Origin of the sequence: Mycobacterium sp. 852014-50255_SCH5639931, assembly GCF_001665605.1 — a bacterium.
Classification (GTDB): domain Bacteria; phylum Actinomycetota; class Actinomycetes; order Mycobacteriales; family Mycobacteriaceae; genus Mycobacterium; species Mycobacterium paraffinicum.
The window spans coordinates 37,314-52,719 of record NZ_LZSV01000039.1; the positions used below are offsets into that span (position 1 = coordinate 37,314).

16 protein-coding genes and 1 tRNA gene are annotated in these 15,406 nt (G+C 69.2%); 11 read left to right on the forward strand and 6 right to left on the reverse strand.

Annotated features, from left to right (window positions below):
- Positions 1–100 precede the first annotated feature (100 nt).
- Complete coding sequence (aceE, locus tag A5758_RS23715) at positions 101–2,890, reverse strand: pyruvate dehydrogenase (acetyl-transferring), homodimeric type (RefSeq protein WP_067745194.1); 2,790 nt, start codon at positions 2,888–2,890, stop codon at positions 101–103.
- 184 nt (positions 2,891–3,074) lie between these two features.
- On the opposite strand from aceE, the gene A5758_RS23720 reads away from it, so the two are divergent.
- The 4 genes from A5758_RS23720 (at position 3,075) to A5758_RS23735 (ending at position 4,753) form a co-directional block, all read left to right on the forward strand.
- Positions 3,075–3,656, forward strand: coding sequence for a hypothetical protein (locus A5758_RS23720; protein WP_067209273.1), 582 nt, complete (start codon positions 3,075–3,077; stop codon positions 3,654–3,656).
- A gap of 92 nt (positions 3,657–3,748) precedes the next feature.
- A complete protein-coding gene (locus A5758_RS23725; protein WP_066951594.1) occupies positions 3,749–4,171 on the forward strand; it encodes a DUF3052 domain-containing protein in 423 nt (140 codons plus the stop codon).
- Positions 4,171–4,632, forward strand: coding sequence for a peroxiredoxin (locus A5758_RS23730; protein WP_067209269.1), 462 nt, complete (start codon positions 4,171–4,173; stop codon positions 4,630–4,632). Before A5758_RS23725 ends, A5758_RS23730 begins: the two co-directional genes overlap by 1 nt.
- A gap of 46 nt (positions 4,633–4,678) precedes the next feature.
- Positions 4,679–4,753, forward strand: a tRNA-Val gene (locus A5758_RS23735).
- A 25-nt stretch (positions 4,754–4,778) separates the two neighbouring features.
- Here A5758_RS23735 and A5758_RS23740 read toward each other — a convergent pair.
- The gene (locus A5758_RS23740; protein ID WP_197504049.1) at positions 4,779–6,059 is read right to left on the reverse strand and encodes an NRAMP family divalent metal transporter; all 1,281 of its coding nucleotides are present in this window, start codon (positions 6,057–6,059) and stop codon (positions 4,779–4,781) included.
- A gap of 88 nt (positions 6,060–6,147) precedes the next feature.
- Between A5758_RS23740 and A5758_RS23745 the strand changes: the two genes are divergently transcribed.
- A complete protein-coding gene (locus tag A5758_RS23745; RefSeq protein WP_067745200.1) occupies positions 6,148–7,269 on the forward strand; it encodes an epoxide hydrolase family protein in 1,122 nt (373 codons plus the stop codon).
- Here the strand turns inward: A5758_RS23745 and A5758_RS23750 are convergent.
- Entirely contained in the window at positions 7,266–8,081 is an 816-nt protein-coding gene (locus A5758_RS23750; protein ID WP_067745316.1) for an oxygenase MpaB family protein, read from the reverse strand. The genes A5758_RS23745 and A5758_RS23750 overlap by 4 nt on opposite strands.
- A gap of 83 nt (positions 8,082–8,164) precedes the next feature.
- On the opposite strand from A5758_RS23750, the gene A5758_RS25955 reads away from it, so the two are divergent.
- Positions 8,165–8,317, forward strand: a complete 153-nt coding sequence (locus A5758_RS25955; protein WP_156622767.1) for a hypothetical protein — start codon at positions 8,165–8,167, stop codon at positions 8,315–8,317.
- A gap of 48 nt (positions 8,318–8,365) precedes the next feature.
- Positions 8,366–9,310 (forward strand): cobalamin biosynthesis protein, encoded by a 945-nt coding sequence (locus tag A5758_RS23755; protein ID WP_067745203.1) that lies wholly within the window; start codon positions 8,366–8,368, stop codon positions 9,308–9,310.
- Here the strand turns inward: A5758_RS23755 and A5758_RS23760 are convergent.
- The 3 genes from A5758_RS23760 to A5758_RS23770 are packed head-to-tail and all read right to left on the reverse strand — an operon-like array spanning position 9,292 to position 11,304.
- On the reverse strand, positions 9,292–10,125 hold the full coding sequence (locus A5758_RS23760) for an SURF1 family protein (protein ID WP_067745319.1): 834 nt from the start codon (positions 10,123–10,125) through the stop codon (positions 9,292–9,294). The two genes, A5758_RS23755 and A5758_RS23760, sit on opposite strands and share 19 nt — an antisense overlap.
- An 11-nt stretch (positions 10,126–10,136) precedes the next feature.
- A complete protein-coding gene (locus A5758_RS23765) occupies positions 10,137–10,628 on the reverse strand; it encodes a low molecular weight protein-tyrosine-phosphatase (protein ID WP_067745206.1) in 492 nt (163 codons plus the stop codon).
- Positions 10,621–11,304 (reverse strand): HAD-IA family hydrolase, encoded by a 684-nt coding sequence (locus tag A5758_RS23770; protein ID WP_197504050.1) that lies wholly within the window; start codon positions 11,302–11,304, stop codon positions 10,621–10,623. Before A5758_RS23770 ends, A5758_RS23765 begins: the two co-directional genes overlap by 8 nt.
- An 81-nt stretch (positions 11,305–11,385) precedes the next feature.
- On the opposite strand from A5758_RS23770, the gene cobC reads away from it, so the two are divergent.
- The 4 genes from cobC to A5758_RS23790 are packed head-to-tail and all read left to right on the forward strand — an operon-like array spanning position 11,386 to position 15,399.
- Complete coding sequence (cobC, locus tag A5758_RS23775; protein WP_067745209.1) at positions 11,386–12,414, forward strand: Rv2231c family pyridoxal phosphate-dependent protein CobC; 1,029 nt, start codon at positions 11,386–11,388, stop codon at positions 12,412–12,414.
- The gene (locus A5758_RS23780) at positions 12,411–13,544 is read left to right on the forward strand and encodes a Nif3-like dinuclear metal center hexameric protein (RefSeq protein WP_067745212.1); all 1,134 of its coding nucleotides are present in this window, start codon (positions 12,411–12,413) and stop codon (positions 13,542–13,544) included. The genes cobC and A5758_RS23780 overlap by 4 nt, the downstream gene beginning before the upstream one ends.
- Entirely contained in the window at positions 13,544–14,281 is a 738-nt protein-coding gene (locus tag A5758_RS23785) for a zinc ribbon domain-containing protein (protein ID WP_067745215.1), read from the forward strand. The genes A5758_RS23780 and A5758_RS23785 overlap by 1 nt, the downstream gene beginning before the upstream one ends.
- Positions 14,278–15,399, forward strand: coding sequence for a bifunctional RNase H/acid phosphatase (locus A5758_RS23790; RefSeq protein ID WP_067200995.1), 1,122 nt, complete (start codon positions 14,278–14,280; stop codon positions 15,397–15,399). The genes A5758_RS23785 and A5758_RS23790 overlap by 4 nt, the downstream gene beginning before the upstream one ends.
- Positions 15,400–15,406: the final 7 nt, after the last annotated feature.

The window sequence follows — 15,406 nt, forward strand, 5'->3', positions numbered from 1 at the left end:
ACCTACGCCATATTTTGGACCTATCCGCCAAAGAGACGGGCGGTTTCGCGCCTTGCCTGGCATTGCGGCGGCGAGAGACGCTGGCGGGGCATGGCCCGCTCTAGGCCACCCCGGGGTCAGACGTCTGCTCGGGCGCGGCCTGGACGTCGTCGATTCTGTACTGGCGGGCGGCCGCGACCGGCACCGACGGGTCGATTTCACCGTCGCGCGCCAACGCCTCCAGCACGGCGACCACCTGCGACTCGGCGTCGGTGTTGAAGTAGCGCCGCGCGGCGGGCCGGGTGTCCGAGAAACCGAAGCCGTCGGTGCCCAGGGTGACGAAGGTGCCGGGCACCCACGGCCGGATCTGCTCGGGCACGGCACGCATCCAGTCCGACACGGCGATCACCGGGCCGCCGGCGCCCGACAGCGCCTGGGTCACGTAGGCGGTCCCGGCCGGCCGGTCGGGGTGGCGCAGCTTCGCCTTTTCGACAGCCACGCCGTCGCGGTTGAGTTCACCCCAGCTGGTCACCGACCAGACGTCGGCGGCGACGTCCCACTCGGCCGCCAGCATCTCGGCCGCCTGCAGCGCCGACGGCATCGCCACCCCGGAGGCCAGGATCTGGGCGGTGTTCGCGCGCTGTTCGGTCGCGGCGCGGTAGCGGTAGATGCCCCGCAGCACGCCCTCGGGATCGAAGTTCTCCGGCTCCGGCGGCTGCACGTACGGCTCGTTGTAGATGGTGATGTAGAAGTACACGTCCTCGGGGTTGTCCCCGAACATCCGCGCCAGCCCGCTTTCCACGATGTAGGCGATCTCGTAGGCGAACGCGGGATCGTAGGCGACCGCCGCCGGGTTGGTGCTGGCCAGCAGCAGCGAGTGGCCGTCGGCGTGCTGCAGGCCCTCGCCGGTCAGCGTGGTGCGCCCCGCGGTGGCCCCGAGCAGGAAGCCGCGGGCCATCTGGTCGGCGGCGGCCCACAGCCCGTCACCGGTGCGCTGGAACCCGAACATCGAATAGAAGATGTAGATCGGGATCATCGGCTCGTTGTGCGTCGCATACGACGTGCCGGCCGCGATGAACGAGCCCACCGAGCCCGCCTCGTTGATGCCCTCGTGCAGGATATGCCCGACTTCGCTTTCCTTATAGGCCAGCATCAGCTCGGCGTCGACGGCGGTGTACAGCTGGCCGAGGCGGTTGTAGATCTTCAGCGACGGGAACCACGAGTCCATGCCGAACGTGCGCGCCTCGTCGGGAATGATCGGCACGATTCGCGGGCCAACCTCCTTGTCTCGCAACACTTCCTTGAAGGTGCGCACGGTCGCCATGGTGGTGGCGACCTCCTGGGTGCCCGATCCCCTCTTCAGCGCGGAGTAGATGTCGCGGCCGGGCAGCTTGAGCGCCTTGGCCTTGGTGCGGCGCTCGGGCAGAAAGCCGCCCAGGGTGCGGCGACGGTCGAGCATGTAGCGGATCTCCGGGGCGTCCGGACCGGGGTGGTAGTAGGGCGGCAGGTAGGGGTCCTCGTCCAGCTGCGCGTCGCTGATCGGGATCCGCATGGAGTCCCGGAACCACTTAAGGTCTTCCAGCGCAAGCTTTTTCATCTGGTGCGTGGCGTTGCGGCCCTGGAAGTGCGCACCCAGCGAGTAGCCCTTGATGGTCTTGGCCAGGATCACCGTCGGCTGGCCCTTGTGGTCGACGGCGGCGCGGTAGGCCGCGTACACCTTGCGGTAGTCGTGGCCGCCGCGCTTGAGATTCCAGATCTCCGAATCGGTCATGTTCTCGACGAGCGCCTTGGTGCGCGGGTCGCGGCCGAAGAAGTGGTCGCGCACGTAGGCGCCGTCGTTGGCCTTGTACGTCTGATAGTCGCCGTCGCAGGTGGTGTTCATCAGATTCACCAGCGCGCCGTCGCGGTCGGCGTACAGCAGGGCGTCCCACTCGCGGCCCCAGACCACCTTGATGACGTTCCATCCCGCCCCGCGGAAGAACGACTCCAATTCCTGGATGATCTTGCCGTTCCCACGCACCGGGCCGTCGAGGCGCTGCAGGTTGCAGTTGATGACGAACGTCAGGTTGTCCAGGCCCTCGAGCGCCCCCACGTGCGCCAGCCCGCGGCTCTCCGGCTCGTCCATCTCGCCGTCGCCCAAGAAGCACCACACGTGCTGGTCGGAGGTGTCCTTGATGCCCCGGTCATGCAGGTAGTGGTTGAACCGCGCCTGGTAGATGGCGTTGAGCGGGCCCAGGCCCATGGACACGGTGGGGAACTCCCAGAAGTCGGGCATCAGCCGCGGGTGCGGGTAGGACGGCAGCCCGCCGCCGGCATGGCTGTGTTCCTGGCGGAAGCCGTCGAGCCGATCCTCGCTGAGCCGGCCTTCGAGGAACGCGCGCGCATAAATCCCCGGGGACGCGTGGCCCTGGATGAAAATCTGGTCGCCGCCGCCGGGATGCGATTTGCCCCGGAAGAAGTGGTTGAAGCCGACCTCATACAGCGCGGCCGAGGACGCGTAGGTCGAAATGTGGCCGCCCACGCCGACTCCCGGGCGCTGGGCGCGGTGCACCATGATGGCGGCGTTCCACCGGATCCACGCCCGGAAGCGCCGTTCGACGTCCTCGTCGCCGGGGAACCACGGTTCCAGTTCCGTCGGGATCGTGTTGACGTAATCGGTTGATGTGAGCGACGGGATGGCGACACGCTGCTCGCCGGCCCGTTCGAGCAGCCGCAGCATCAGGTAGCGCGCCCGCGCCGGCCCGGAGCGCTCCAGCAGTTCGTCGAACGACTCCAGCCACTCCGAGGTCTCTTCGGGGTCGATGTCGGGCAGGTACGACGCGACACCTTCGCGAATCACCCGAACGCGGTCGGGTTCGCTTGCGCTGCTAGGGGTTTTGGCCAGATCGTGGCGTGCGAACTCGGTTGTCAACGCACTGCTCCTGTAGTTGTCGGGGCTTGTGCCCTCGGGGTGCTGTGCACCGTCTCCCTCTATCGTGCCGCACCAGCGTTCGGCGGGGCTAGCCGACGTCGGTAGCCGGCGCGGGTTCACCCGGCGGACACGAACTCGTGCGTAGCGGGACGATCGGCAAAGCCAACCGGTAACGTCAGGAGCCGTGCTCATCGGATGGCGTGCCGTTCTTGCGGGGAGCTCTCCCAGGCGAGGCGCTCTGGCGCTCGGGTGTATTGCGGCGACGCTGATGGGGATCGTGGGGTGTACCACCGTCACCAACGGCACGGCCGCACCCGACACCCAGGTGGCCCCGGCCTACCGGCAGTCGGTGTCCGCGTCGGTGTCCGCGTCGTCGGCGACGTCGCGGGTCCGCGAGTCTCAGCGCCAGCAGTCGCTGACCACCCGGGCGGTGCGCACCTCGTGCGACACGCTGGCCACCACGAGCAAGGACGCGATCGACAAGGTGAACATCTTCGTCGGCGCGTTCAACGCCGGCCGCGGCACCGGTCCCACTGAGGGCCCCGCCATCGACGCGCTGAACAACAGCGCTGACACGGTGACCAACAGCTTCAACGATGCGCTGTCCCAGGAGCTAAAGGACGCGTTCAACTCGTATATCGACGCGGCTCGCGGGGTGGCCAACGCGATCGGCACCCACGCGCCGACGGGGGAGTTCAACAGGCGGGTGGACCGGCTCAACGACGCCAAGACGAAGGCACTGAAACTTTGCCTGGCGTCCTTCTGAGGCGCCTCGTGAGGCGCGAGTGTCGACGCGGTTGCGGCTGTGCGACGATAATGCCCATCGCACGGCGCTGGACGTTTTAAGGAGGCTTTACGGTGGTCGCGGCGGATAACGCCTCGAGCTACGCTCGCAAACTGGGCATCCAACGAGACCAAGTTGTCCAGGAATGGGGCTGGGACGAGGACGCCGACGACGAAATCCGCGCTGACGTCGAGGAAGCGTGCGGCGCCGAGTTGCTCGACGAGGACACCGACGAGGTGGTCGACGTCGTGCTGCTGTGGTGGCGCGACGGGGACGGCGACCTGGTGGACACCCTGATGGACGCGATCGGCCCGCTGGCCGAGGACGGCGTGATCTGGGTGCTGACCCCCAAGACCGGCAAGCCCGGCCACGTGCTGCCCGCCGAGATCGCCGAGGCCGCCCCCACCGCCGGCCTGATGCCGACCTCCTCGGTCAACCTGGGCGACTGGAGCGCCAGCCGACTGGTGCAGCCGAAGTCGCGAGCCGGGAAGCGTTGATGCTGCCCGTTGGCGCCACCGCCCCGGACTTCATACTGCGCGACCAGAACCAACAGCGTGTCAGCCTGAGCGCCTACCGCGGCGCCAAGAACGTCCTGTTGGTGTTCTTCCCGCTGGCCTTCACCGGCATCTGCCAGGGAGAGCTGGATCAGCTGCGCGATCACCTGCCCGACTTCGAGAACGACGACAGCGCGGCGCTGGCCATCTCGGTGGGACCGCCGCCCACGCACCGGATCTGGTCGCTGGAGAGCGGGTTCACGTTCCCGGTGCTGTCCGACTTCTGGCCGCACGGCGAAGTCAGTCAGGCCTACGGCGTGTTCAACGACGAGGCCGGCTACCCCAATCGCGGCACCTTCGTCATCGACCGCTCCGGCGTGATCCGGTTCGCGGAGATGAAACAACCCGGCGAATCCCGCAACCAGCGGCTCTGGACCGACGCGCTGGCGGCTTTGCGGGGCTGAGAGTTTTGGGTACTCGGGCGTTGTGCGTGTAGCCTGCCTCGGGCACGGGCGCGTAGCTCAGTGGTAGAGCTCTGGTTTTACACACCAGCGGTCGGCGGTTCGATACCGTCCGCGCCCACCATCGAACCCGTCGGCTTTCTACTCGCTCACGGCCCGAGGAGCAGCGACGCGATCAGGGCCAGGGCGCACACGCCCATGATCGCGACGATTGCCCATCCCATGACGTTGGCGAACCAGTTATTGGTGTGCCGGCCCATGATTGCCCGGTTGTTGCCGACCAGCGTGATCATCGCCATCAAGGGTGGGGCAAGCACGCCATTGACCGCGGCGGCGTAGTAGAGCATCCGGAACGGGGGAATCCCGATGAAGTTCAGCGCCACTCCCACGAGCGTCGCCATGGCGATCACCAAGTAAAAGGCGCGCGCCTCGCGGAATCTGTAGCCCAGGCCCGCTTTCCAGCCCAGCGCTTCCGATAACGCGTAGGAGGCCGAGCCGCTCAGCGTGGGCACGGCCAGGAAGCCGACGCCGATGATCCCGGCCGCGAACAGCAGGTAGGTCAGATCGCCGGCCAGCGGCCGCAGAGCCAGTGCTGCCTGCTCGGGGGTGTCGACCGATAGCACGCCCGCCGGGTGCAGTACGGACGCGCACGTCAGGATGATGAAGAACTGCACGATGTTGGAGAAGCCCATCCCGACGGCGGTGTCGGCCCGCATTTCGCGGATGTCGCTTCCGAGCACGACCGGCACGCCCTTGCCGTAGAACTGCATCCGGCCGCGGGCGAAATCCTCCTCTGCCTCCTGGTCGGCCTCCCAGAAAAAGCAGTAAGGCGTGATCGTGGTCCCCAGCACTGCCACGATGTTGAGCGCGTAGTCGCGCGACCATTCGACATGCGGGGTGAACGCGCTGAGCGCCACCGTGGGCCACCACGGATGGTGGACGACGAACGCTGCCACCACGTAGGCCAACAGGCTCAGGCACGCATACTTGAGGAACCGCGCGTACGCCGGGTAGGGCACCGAAATCTGCAGCGCCAGCGAAATCCCGACGATCACCGCCAACCACGCCAACAGCGGGGCGTGAACGAGCAACTGACCGGTCGCCGCCATCGCGCCGAGGTCAGCCCCGACATTGACGGTGTTGGCGATCAGCAACAGCGACACGGCCACGTAGAGCACGCGGCGCGAATAGTGCTCGCGCAGGACCGCCGCCAGGCCGCGGCCGGTGACCATGCCGATCCGTCCGCAAATCTCTTGGATCGCGCCCATGAACGGGTAGGTCCAGGCGGCGACCCACAGCTGGGCATAGCCGAACTGGGCACCGGTTTGGCTATAGGTCTGGATGCCCGATGGGTCATCGTCAGACGATCCGGTGACGAACCCCGGCCCGAGGATGTGCCAGGCGGCCGCGGCGCGGGCACGAAGGGACACGCCCGAATGATGGCACATGGCTGGGTTGATGGCGGACTTCTGTGGCCCGCGGCGGTGTGGCAGCCTCAGGGGCGTGGCTGGTGAACCCGTGGAACCGTTTCGCATCGATATCCCCGACGACGTCCTGGAAGACCTGCAATCGCGGCTGGCCCGCACCCGCTGGCCGGAAGCCGAATGCGTGGACGACTGGAGCCAGGGCATGCCGCTGGCCTACACCCGCGACCTGGCCGGCTATTGGGCCGACGAATACGACTGGCGGTCCCGCGAGGCGGCGCTGAACCGCTTCGACCAGTTCATCACCGAGGTCGACGGGCTCGACATCCATTTCATCCACCAGCGGTCGCCGCACGACGACGCGTTCCCGCTGTTGATCACCCATGGCTGGCCCGGCTCGATCGTGGAGTTCCACAAGGTGATCGAGCCGCTGACGAACCCGGCGTCCGGGCGCGCCGAGGACGCCTTCCACGTGGTCTGCCCGTCGCTGCCGGGCTACGGGTTTTCCGGCAAACCGACGCGCACGGGCTGGGGTGTGGAGAAGATCGCCGAGGCCTGGGAGACGCTGATGCTGCGCCTGGGCTACGACCGCTACGGCGCGCAGGGTGGCGACTGGGGCGCCGCGGTGACCACGCAGATCGGCCGAAACGGCGGTCACTGCGCGGGCATTCACCTCAACATGCCGATCGGGCGGCCCACGCCGGAGTCCCTGAAGAACCCGACGGAAGAGGAGCAACGGGCACTTGCCGCGCTCGCCGAGCACCGGAAGTGGGGCACCGGCTATTCCAAGCAGCAGTCCACCCGGCCGCAGACGCTGGGTTACGGGCTGGCCGATTCGCCGGTGGGGCAGTTGGCGTGGATCGTCGAAAAGTTCTGGGCGTGGGCAGATTGCGACGGTCATCCGGAGAATGTGTTCACCCGCGATGAGCTGCTGGACAACGTGATGGTCTATTGGGTGACCGATACCGGCGCATCGTCGGCCCGCTTGTACTGGGAGAGCTTCCGGGTGTGGGGGCAGATGGATCGCGTCGAAATGCCCACGGGCGTCGCGGCCTTCCCGGGCGAGCTGCTGAAGGCGCCCAGAAGCTGGTGCGAGCCGGTCTACAACATCACGCACTGGACGACGATGGACCGCGGCGGGCACTTCGCCGCGTTCGAACAACCGGAGCTGTTCGTCGAGGACGTCCGCACGTTTTTTGCGACTGTGCGCTCCTAGACGATCCGCCAACCCCGTCGCGCGCGAAATCGCATGTCCCACAAGTAGCTCTGGTACCCGAGGAGCCAGACGCCGTGCGGCAGGAAGAGGTCTGACAGCCGCAGCGCGGACAGCAGCCACTCGAACCGGCGCTGCTGGCGTTGCGACCAGTCCAGCCGCATCAGCGCGCGAAACTCCGGAGCCAGAAACCCAGTCGTCGCAAACAGGTTGAACGGGCCGGCCAGGACGCGCAACGGCCACGGCAGGAACGCCAGCGACGCCACGCCGCGCAGATGCTCCCTCACCGGCGGGTCGATGCGCAGCTCGTCGAGGGTGCGCTTCCAGTACTCGTCGAACGCCGCCCGGTCCGGCGGCCACATGCGATCGGGCACCTGCAGCGTGGTGGCCAGCCGCTTGGCGTCGAGGTAGACCGCGTCGGCGGTGTCGTCGTCGAGCGGGCCGTGGAGGAACTCGTGCTGGTCGACGAAATAGCGGTACAGGCACGAGGCCACCCATAGCTGCAGCTTGGGGTCGAAGGCGTTGTAGGACACCGGGCTTGACGACGTGGAGCGGACCTGCCGGTGCGCGATGTCCACGGCACCGCGGATCAACGCGCGGTCGGACTCGGTCCCGATGGTGGCGACCGCGAGGTAGGTGCCGGTGGTGCGGGCCCGCTTGAACGGATGCTTGTAGACGTTGCCGCTGTCCACCGGGCTTTCCAGCACGCCGTACCCGACGCCGGGCAGGGACAACTGCATGATCACGTTCGCGGCCGGGAGCAACAGTGCCGCCGGGTTCAGCAGGTCGGCGACCCGGGTCGCGGGCCGCTTCATCGCGGACGACGCCATGTCGTCGAGTGAACCACGTACCGCAGCCGAGACGTTAGAACCGGCCGAAAACGGGCACGCCTGGGCAGATGAGTACCCAATTCGGCGTCCCGGCTTCCGGGCCGCCGCGCCACCGGGCGGCAATGTCGACGGGCGCGTTCGAGTCATCCCTGCTGATGTGGTGGGTGATCGTCGTGCTGATCGCCGCGGTGATCGTCGCGGCCATCTTCGCGATGGCGTAGGCCGCGCTGATCGTCTAACCGGCGCGCTCCGTGTGAGACGCTGCCAGGGTGTGGGCGACGCGGACCCGGCTGGCCGGCGTGCTGGCCGGCTACCTGGCCGACGTCGCGCTGGGCGACCCGGTGCGGGGGCATCCGGTCGCGGCCTTCGGGCGGGCCGCCGCCGAGTTGGAGAAGGTGACCTACCGCGACAGCAGAATGGCGGGGGTGGTGCACGTCGGCGTGCTGGTCGGGGCCGTCAGCGTGCTCGGCGCCGCGCTGCAACGGACCGCCGATCGCGGTGGCCCGCCCTGGTCGATCGCCGCCACCGCAGCGGCCACCTGGGTATCGGTGGGCGGGACATCCTTGGCGCGCACCGGCTTGGCGATGGCGGAACTGCTGGAGCGGGGGGACATCGAGGCCGCGCGCCGGCTGCTGCCGTCGCTGTGCGGGCGCGACCCGGCCTGGCTGGACGGCGCCGGCCTGACGCGTGCGTCGCTGGAATCGGTCGCGGAGAACACGTCCGACGCCCAGGTGGCGCCGCTGCTGTGCGCGGCGATGGGCGGGACGCCCGCGGTGCTGGCGTACCGCGCCGTCAACACGCTGGACTCGATGATCGGTTACCGATCGGCCCGCTACACCCGATTCGGTTGGGCCGCAGCGAGATTGGATGATACGGCCAACTACGTGGGCGCGCGGGCGACGGCGGTGTTGGTGGTGATGTTCGCGCCTTTCGTCAGCGGGTCGCCCTCGGGTGCGGTACGGGCCTGGCGCCGTGATGCCGCCCGTCACCCCAGCCCCAACGCCGGTGTCGTCGAGGCGGCCTTCGCCGGGACGCTGGGGGTGCGACTCGGCGGCCCCACCCAGTACCGCCACGAGTTGCAGATCCGGCCGACCCTGGGCGACGGCCGCGAGCCGACGGTGGCCGACCTGCGCCGTGCGGTGGCGCTGTCGCGGACGGTCCAAGCGGGTGCCGCGCTGCTGGCGGTGCTGCTGTGTTACCTGCGGCGGCCGTAGCGGTCGGCGAGTTTCGCCTCCACGGTCTTCGGGGCCTCCGGACCCGGCGCCGCCTCGGCCGCGGGATGCTGTTGCTTTTCCCGGCGGCGCGCGCGGATCTCGGAATATACGAAGTAGCCCAACCCGAGTGGCGCGACGATGCCGAAGGAAATCCACTGGATGCCATAGGACAGGAAGGGCCCGGCGTCCAGGTGGGGCACGCCGATCACGCCGAGCCCGCCGGGCTGGTCCTCGGTCAACTGGAGATACGAGCCCGCCAGCGGGACCTTGGTCAGCGACGAGACCTGTGCGGTGCTGATCGAGTACACCTGCTGCACACCGTCTTGGGTGAAGGGGTCTTTGCCCGGCGCGATTGCCTCGGAGTCGCGCAGCCGCGCGGTGATGGTGACCGTGTCCCGGGGCGGGCGGGGGATCGGCGGGACATGGGATCCCTGTTCGGGCCGCACGTAGCCCCGGTCCACGAGCACGGTGGGTCCGGCGTCGACGACGAACGGTGCCAGCACCTCGAACGCCGGCTTGCCCTCGATCACCCGCAACCGGGCGAGCACCTGAACGTCGGGCAGGTAGTGCCCGGTGGCCGTCACGCGGCGCCATTGCGCGTTCGGGGCTGACGAATCCTGTTGCGGCAGCAGCGTTTTAAGAGGAACGGGGTCGGTATTGAGGGAATACTCGATCTGACGGTTCTCCCGCGACGTCCGGTTGTGCTTGCCCAGCTGCCAGGGTGCCAGCACCGTGAAACACAGGTAAGTGAAGGCGATGACCACCAGCGCCAGCGCGATCCAGCCGGGTCGCAGCAGGAACGTCAGCCGACGCATCACCCGGGGCATCAGGGCGATCCGTTCCCGTCGAGTCGGTCGTCCACCCAGGCGTGCAGGCCGGGCAGCGCGGCCTCGATGACGGCGAACACATCCTCGAAGTCCTGCGCGTCGCCATAGTAGGGATCCTCGACGTCGGGGGCGTGGGCGCTCGAACGGGGGTCGAAGGACCGCAACATTCGCACCCGCTCGTCGTCGACACCCAGCTCGCGCAGCATCCGAAGATGGTTGCGGCCCAGCGCCACCACCAGGTCGGCCGCCAGATGGTCGGCGTCGACCTGAGCGGCGCGGTGGTCGGTGGAGTAGCCATGGGCGCGCAGCACTTCGGTCGCCCGGTCGTCGGCGCATTGGCCGACGTGCCAGTTGCCGGTGCCCGCGCTGGTCACCCGAACGGCGTCGGCCAGGCCGCGGCGGCGCAGCTGGTCGGCGAACATCTTCTCGGCCATTACCGACCGGCAGATGTTCCCCGTGCAGACGAAGGTGACGTGCAGCGGCTCAGACACCGAGCGCCGCCCGCAGCTCGTCGATGGTCGCGGCGTGCGTCACGCCGGTGACGCTGAACCCGTCGGCGAAATCGTCCCGCCCGTAGCCCCAGCCCACCACCACCGTGTCGATGCCGTGCGCGGCCGCGCCGTGCACGTCGTGGCTGCGGTCGCCGACCATGAGCACCCGCTCGGGCAGCGGCTGCAACTGCTCCAATGCGTGCGCCAGCACGTCGACCTTGGTCTTGCGGGAGCCGTCGGGGCTGGCCCCGGCGATCACCTCGAAATGCCGGTCGAGCCCGAAATGGGCCAGGATGCGCCGGGCCGTCGGTTCCAGCTTCGAGGTGGCCACGGCAAGCCGGACACCGGCGGCGCTCAGATCGGCCAGCAGCGGCTCGATGCCGTCGAACAGCGTGTTCATCGACCAGCCCCGGCTGCCGTATTCGGCGCGGAAGGCGGTGATCGCCTGCTCGGCGTCCTCGCCCAGCATGGACCGGAAGGTGTCTTCCATCGGCGGGCCCACGATCTGCGCCACCAGGTCACCGTCGGGCACCGCGACGCCGACGTGCTCGAGCGCATGCAGAAAGCTGGCCACGATGCCCTCCGCGGAGTCGGTGAGGGTGCCGTCGAGGTCGAAGATCACCAGCTCGGTGGTGCGGCCGGGCGAAGGGCGATCGGTGGACGTTGTGCCTGTCACCTCACCATTGTCCTCGATGGTCGCGTCCGGGTGTGACGGTGTCGCTGCCACGCGCCCAAGCAGCCCACTAGTGTTTCTCGGATGGCGAGTCTGAACCTGAGCCCGCCTGCGACGCGCTATCACGGTGATCAGGCCGTCGCACCCGGGATGCTGGATTTCGCCGTCAACGTCCGTCACGCGCAACCGCCCGAATGGCTGGTGCGGCGGCTGGCCGTGCGGCTGCCCGATCTTGGGCGCTACCCGAGCGCCCAGGACGTGCGCTCGGCGCAGGACGCGGTCGCGGAGCGGCACGGCCGACGACGCGACGAGGTGCTGCCGCTGGCCGGGGCCGCGGAGGGGTTCGCGTTGCTGAGCAACCTGCGTCCGGCGCGGGCGGCGATCGTCGCGCCCTCGTTCACCGAGCCGGCGGACGCCCTCAGCGCGGCCGGGGTGCCCGTGCACCACGTGGTGCTCGAGCCGCCCTTCGGCCTGGACGCGGTGACCGTTCCCGACGACGCCGACCTGGTCGTGGTGGGCAACCCCACCAATCCCACCTCGGTGCTGCACACCCGCGAGCAGCTCCTCGCGTTGCGCCGGCCCGGCCGGATCCTGGTGGTCGACGAGGCGTTCGCCGATTCGATCCCGGGCGAACCGGAGTCGCTGGCCGCTGACTCGCTACCCGACGTGCTGGTGCTGCGCAGCCTGACCAAGACGTGGGCGCTGGCGGGATTGCGGGTGGGCTACGCCCTGGGCTCCCCGGAACTGCTGACCCGATTGACCTCTCAGCGTGCCCACTGGCCGGTGGGGACGCTGCAACTGGCGGCGATCGCGGCGTGTTGCGGCCGGCAGGCCGTCGCCGAGGCGGCGGCCGGTGCCATGCGCCTGGCGGAGTTGCGCGCCGAGATGGTGGCCGGCCTGACGTCGGTCGGCGCCGAGGTGGTCGACGGCCGGGCCCCGTTCGTGCTGTTCCGCAGGGCGGACGCCGTTGAGATTCGAAAAACCTTGCAGGACAGGGGGATTGCCATCCGTCGCTGTGATACGTTCGTCGGCTTGGACGAGCGCTACCTGCGGGCCACGGTGCGCCGGGAGTGGCCGCTGCTGGTTCAGGCCATCGCGGAGGTGCGCCGGTGAGCGTGCGGCTGGCCGACGTCGTCGACGTGCTGGACGAGGCCTACCCGCCGCGGCTCGCCGAATCGTGGGACTCGGTGGGCCTGGTGTGCGGCGACCCCGACGATGCGATCGAGTCGGTGACCGTGGCGGTCGACGCGACGGCCGCGGTCGTCGACGAAGTTCCCGAGGGTGACCTGCTGCTGGCCCACCACCCCTTACTGCTGCGCGGGGTTGACACCGTGGCGGCCAGCACCCCCAAAGGCGCGCTGGTACACCGCCTGATCCGAACGGGGCGTTCGCTGTTCACCGCGCACACCAACGCCGACTCGGCCTCACCGGGCGTGTCCGATGCGCTGGCCCAGGCCCTCGGCCTCACTGTCGAAGCCGCCCTGGAGCCGCGAACGGCCGCGCCCGACCTGGACAAGTGGGTCATCTATGTGCCGCGCGACAACGCGGAAGCGGTGCAGGCGGCCGTGTTCGAGGCGGGCGCCGGGCACATCGGCGACTACTCGCACTGCAGCTGGAGCGTCAGCGGCATCGGGCAGTTCCTGCCGCACGAAGGGGCGTCGCCCGCGGTGGGCAGCGTCGGAGCCGTCGAGAAGGTGGCCGAGGACCGGTTCGAGGTCGTCGCGCCCGCTCGGATCCGGGCCTCCGTGCTGGCGGCCATGCGCGCCGCCCACCCCTACGAGGAGCCCGCGTTCGACGTCTTCGCGTTGCTGCCCCCACCCGGTGACGCCGGGTTGGGCCGCATCGGCGCCCTGCCCCGGCCCGAACCGCTGCGCGACTTCGTGGCCCGCGTCGAAGCCGCCCTGCCGCGCACGGCGTGGGGCGTGCGCGCGGCCGGCGATCCCGACCTGCCGGTATCCCGGGTCGCCGTTTGCGGCGGCGCCGGGGACTCGCTGCTCGCGGCGGCGGCCGGCGCGGGCGTGCAGGCTTACCTGACTTCCGACCTGCGGCACCATCCGGCCGACGAGCATCGCCGGGCCTCCGGCGTGGCGCTGATCGACGTGGCGCACTGGGCGAGTGAATTCCCCTGGTGCGACCAGGCCGCCGACCTGCTGCGGTCCCGTTTCGGCGCCGCGCTGCCGGTGCGGGTATGCACGATTCGCACCGACCCATGGAATATGGGGCAAATGGAGGGTGACCACTGATGAAGGCCGAAGTCGCTCAGCAGCGTTCGCTGCTCGAGCTGTCGAAGCTGGATGCCGAGCTGTCCCGCATCACGCACCGGGCCAGCCATCTGGCGGAGCAACAGGCCTGCGAGCGGCTGCAGGAGGAACTCAGCGCCGCCGGTGACCGGTTGGGCGCCATTCGGATCGCGTTGGAGGACATCGACGTTCAGGTGTCGCGGTTCGAGTCCGAAATCGAGGCGGTCCGGCAGCGCGAGGACCGCGACAGGTCGTTGCTACAGTCCGGTGCCACCGACGCGAAGCAACTGTCGGATCTGCAGCACGAGCTGGAGACCCTGACGCGCCGCCAGGCCAGCCTGGAAGATTCGCTGCTCGATGTGATGGAGCGCCGCGAGGAGCTGCAGTCCCAGCTGGATGACGGACAGGGCAAGGTCGAAGCGCTGGAGGCCGAATTGGCCGAAGCCCAGCGGGCTCTCGACGCCGCGCTCGCCGAAATCAGCGAGACCCGGCAGGCTCATTCGTCGCGGCGCGAAACGCTGAGCGCGACGCTGGACCCCGCCCTGTCCGCGTTGTACGAACGCCAGCGCGCCGGGGGAGGCCCGGGCGCCGGGCCGTTGCTCGGGCGCCGGTGCGGTGCCTGCCGCCTCGAGATCGACCGCGGCGAAATGTCGCGGATCTCCGCCGCCGCCGAAGACGACGTGGTGCGGTGCCCGGAGTGTGGCGCGATCCTGTTGCGGGTCAAGGGGTTCGACCAGTGAAGGTGGTGATCGAGGCCGACGGGGGGTCGCGCGGCAATCCCGGCCCGGCCGGATACGGCGCCGTGGTGTGGACGGAGGACCGCTCCACGGTGCTCGCGGAGAGCAAGCAGGCGATCGGCAGGGCCACGAACAACGTGGCCGAATATCGTGGCCTGCTGGCCGGTTTGGACGACGCCCTGCGGGTTGGTGCGACCGAGGCCGCGGTTTTCCTGGATTCCAAGCTGCTGGTGGAGCAGATGTCGGGGCGGTGGAAGGTCAAGCATCCCGACCTGGTCGAGCTGCACGGCCAGGCCCGAAAGCTGGCGGCGCGGTTCGATCGGATCGGCTACACGTGGATTCCGCGGGACCGCAACTCGTACGCCGATCGGCTGGCCAACGAGGCGATGGACGCGGCCGCCGCCAGCGACCCCGGGGAGGATCCCGGGCAGGCCGCGGCCGAGCCCGCGAAAACCGCTGCGGCGCAGTCCTCGCCATCCCCGCAGGCGCCCGGATGGACCGGCGCGCGCGGGACGCCGACCAGGCTGCTGTTGTTGCGACACGGCCAGACCGAGCTGTCGGCGCAGCGCCGCTATTCGGGCCGCGGCAACCCGGCCCTGACCGAAGTGGGGCGCCGGCAGGCCGATGCCGCGGCGCGTTATCTGGCGCAGCGCGGGGGAATCTCGGCCGTGTTCGCCTCACCGCTGCAGCGGGCCTACGACACCGCGGCCAGGGCCGCCAAGGCGCTCGGCCTGGACGTGACCGTCGACGACGACTTGATCGAGACCGACTTCGGCGCCTGGGAGGGGTTGACGTTCGCCGAAGCCGCCGAGCGTGACTCGGAGCTGCACGGGCGCTGGCTGCGGGACACCGGCACGACCCCGCCGGGCGGTGAAAGCTTCGACGACGTGCTCGACCGGGTCCTGAAGGCCCGCGAGCGCATCATCGCCGCGCACCAGGGCACGACGGTGCTGGTGGTGTCCCACGTGACGCCGATCAAGATGCTGCTGCGGCTCGCGCTGGAGGCGGGGCCGGGAATCCTGTACCGGTTGCACCTCGACCTCGCGTCTCTGAGCATTGCGGAGTTCTATTCTGACGGGGCCTCTTCTGTGCGTTTGGTGAACCAGACGGGCTACCTGTAGGCGTCAA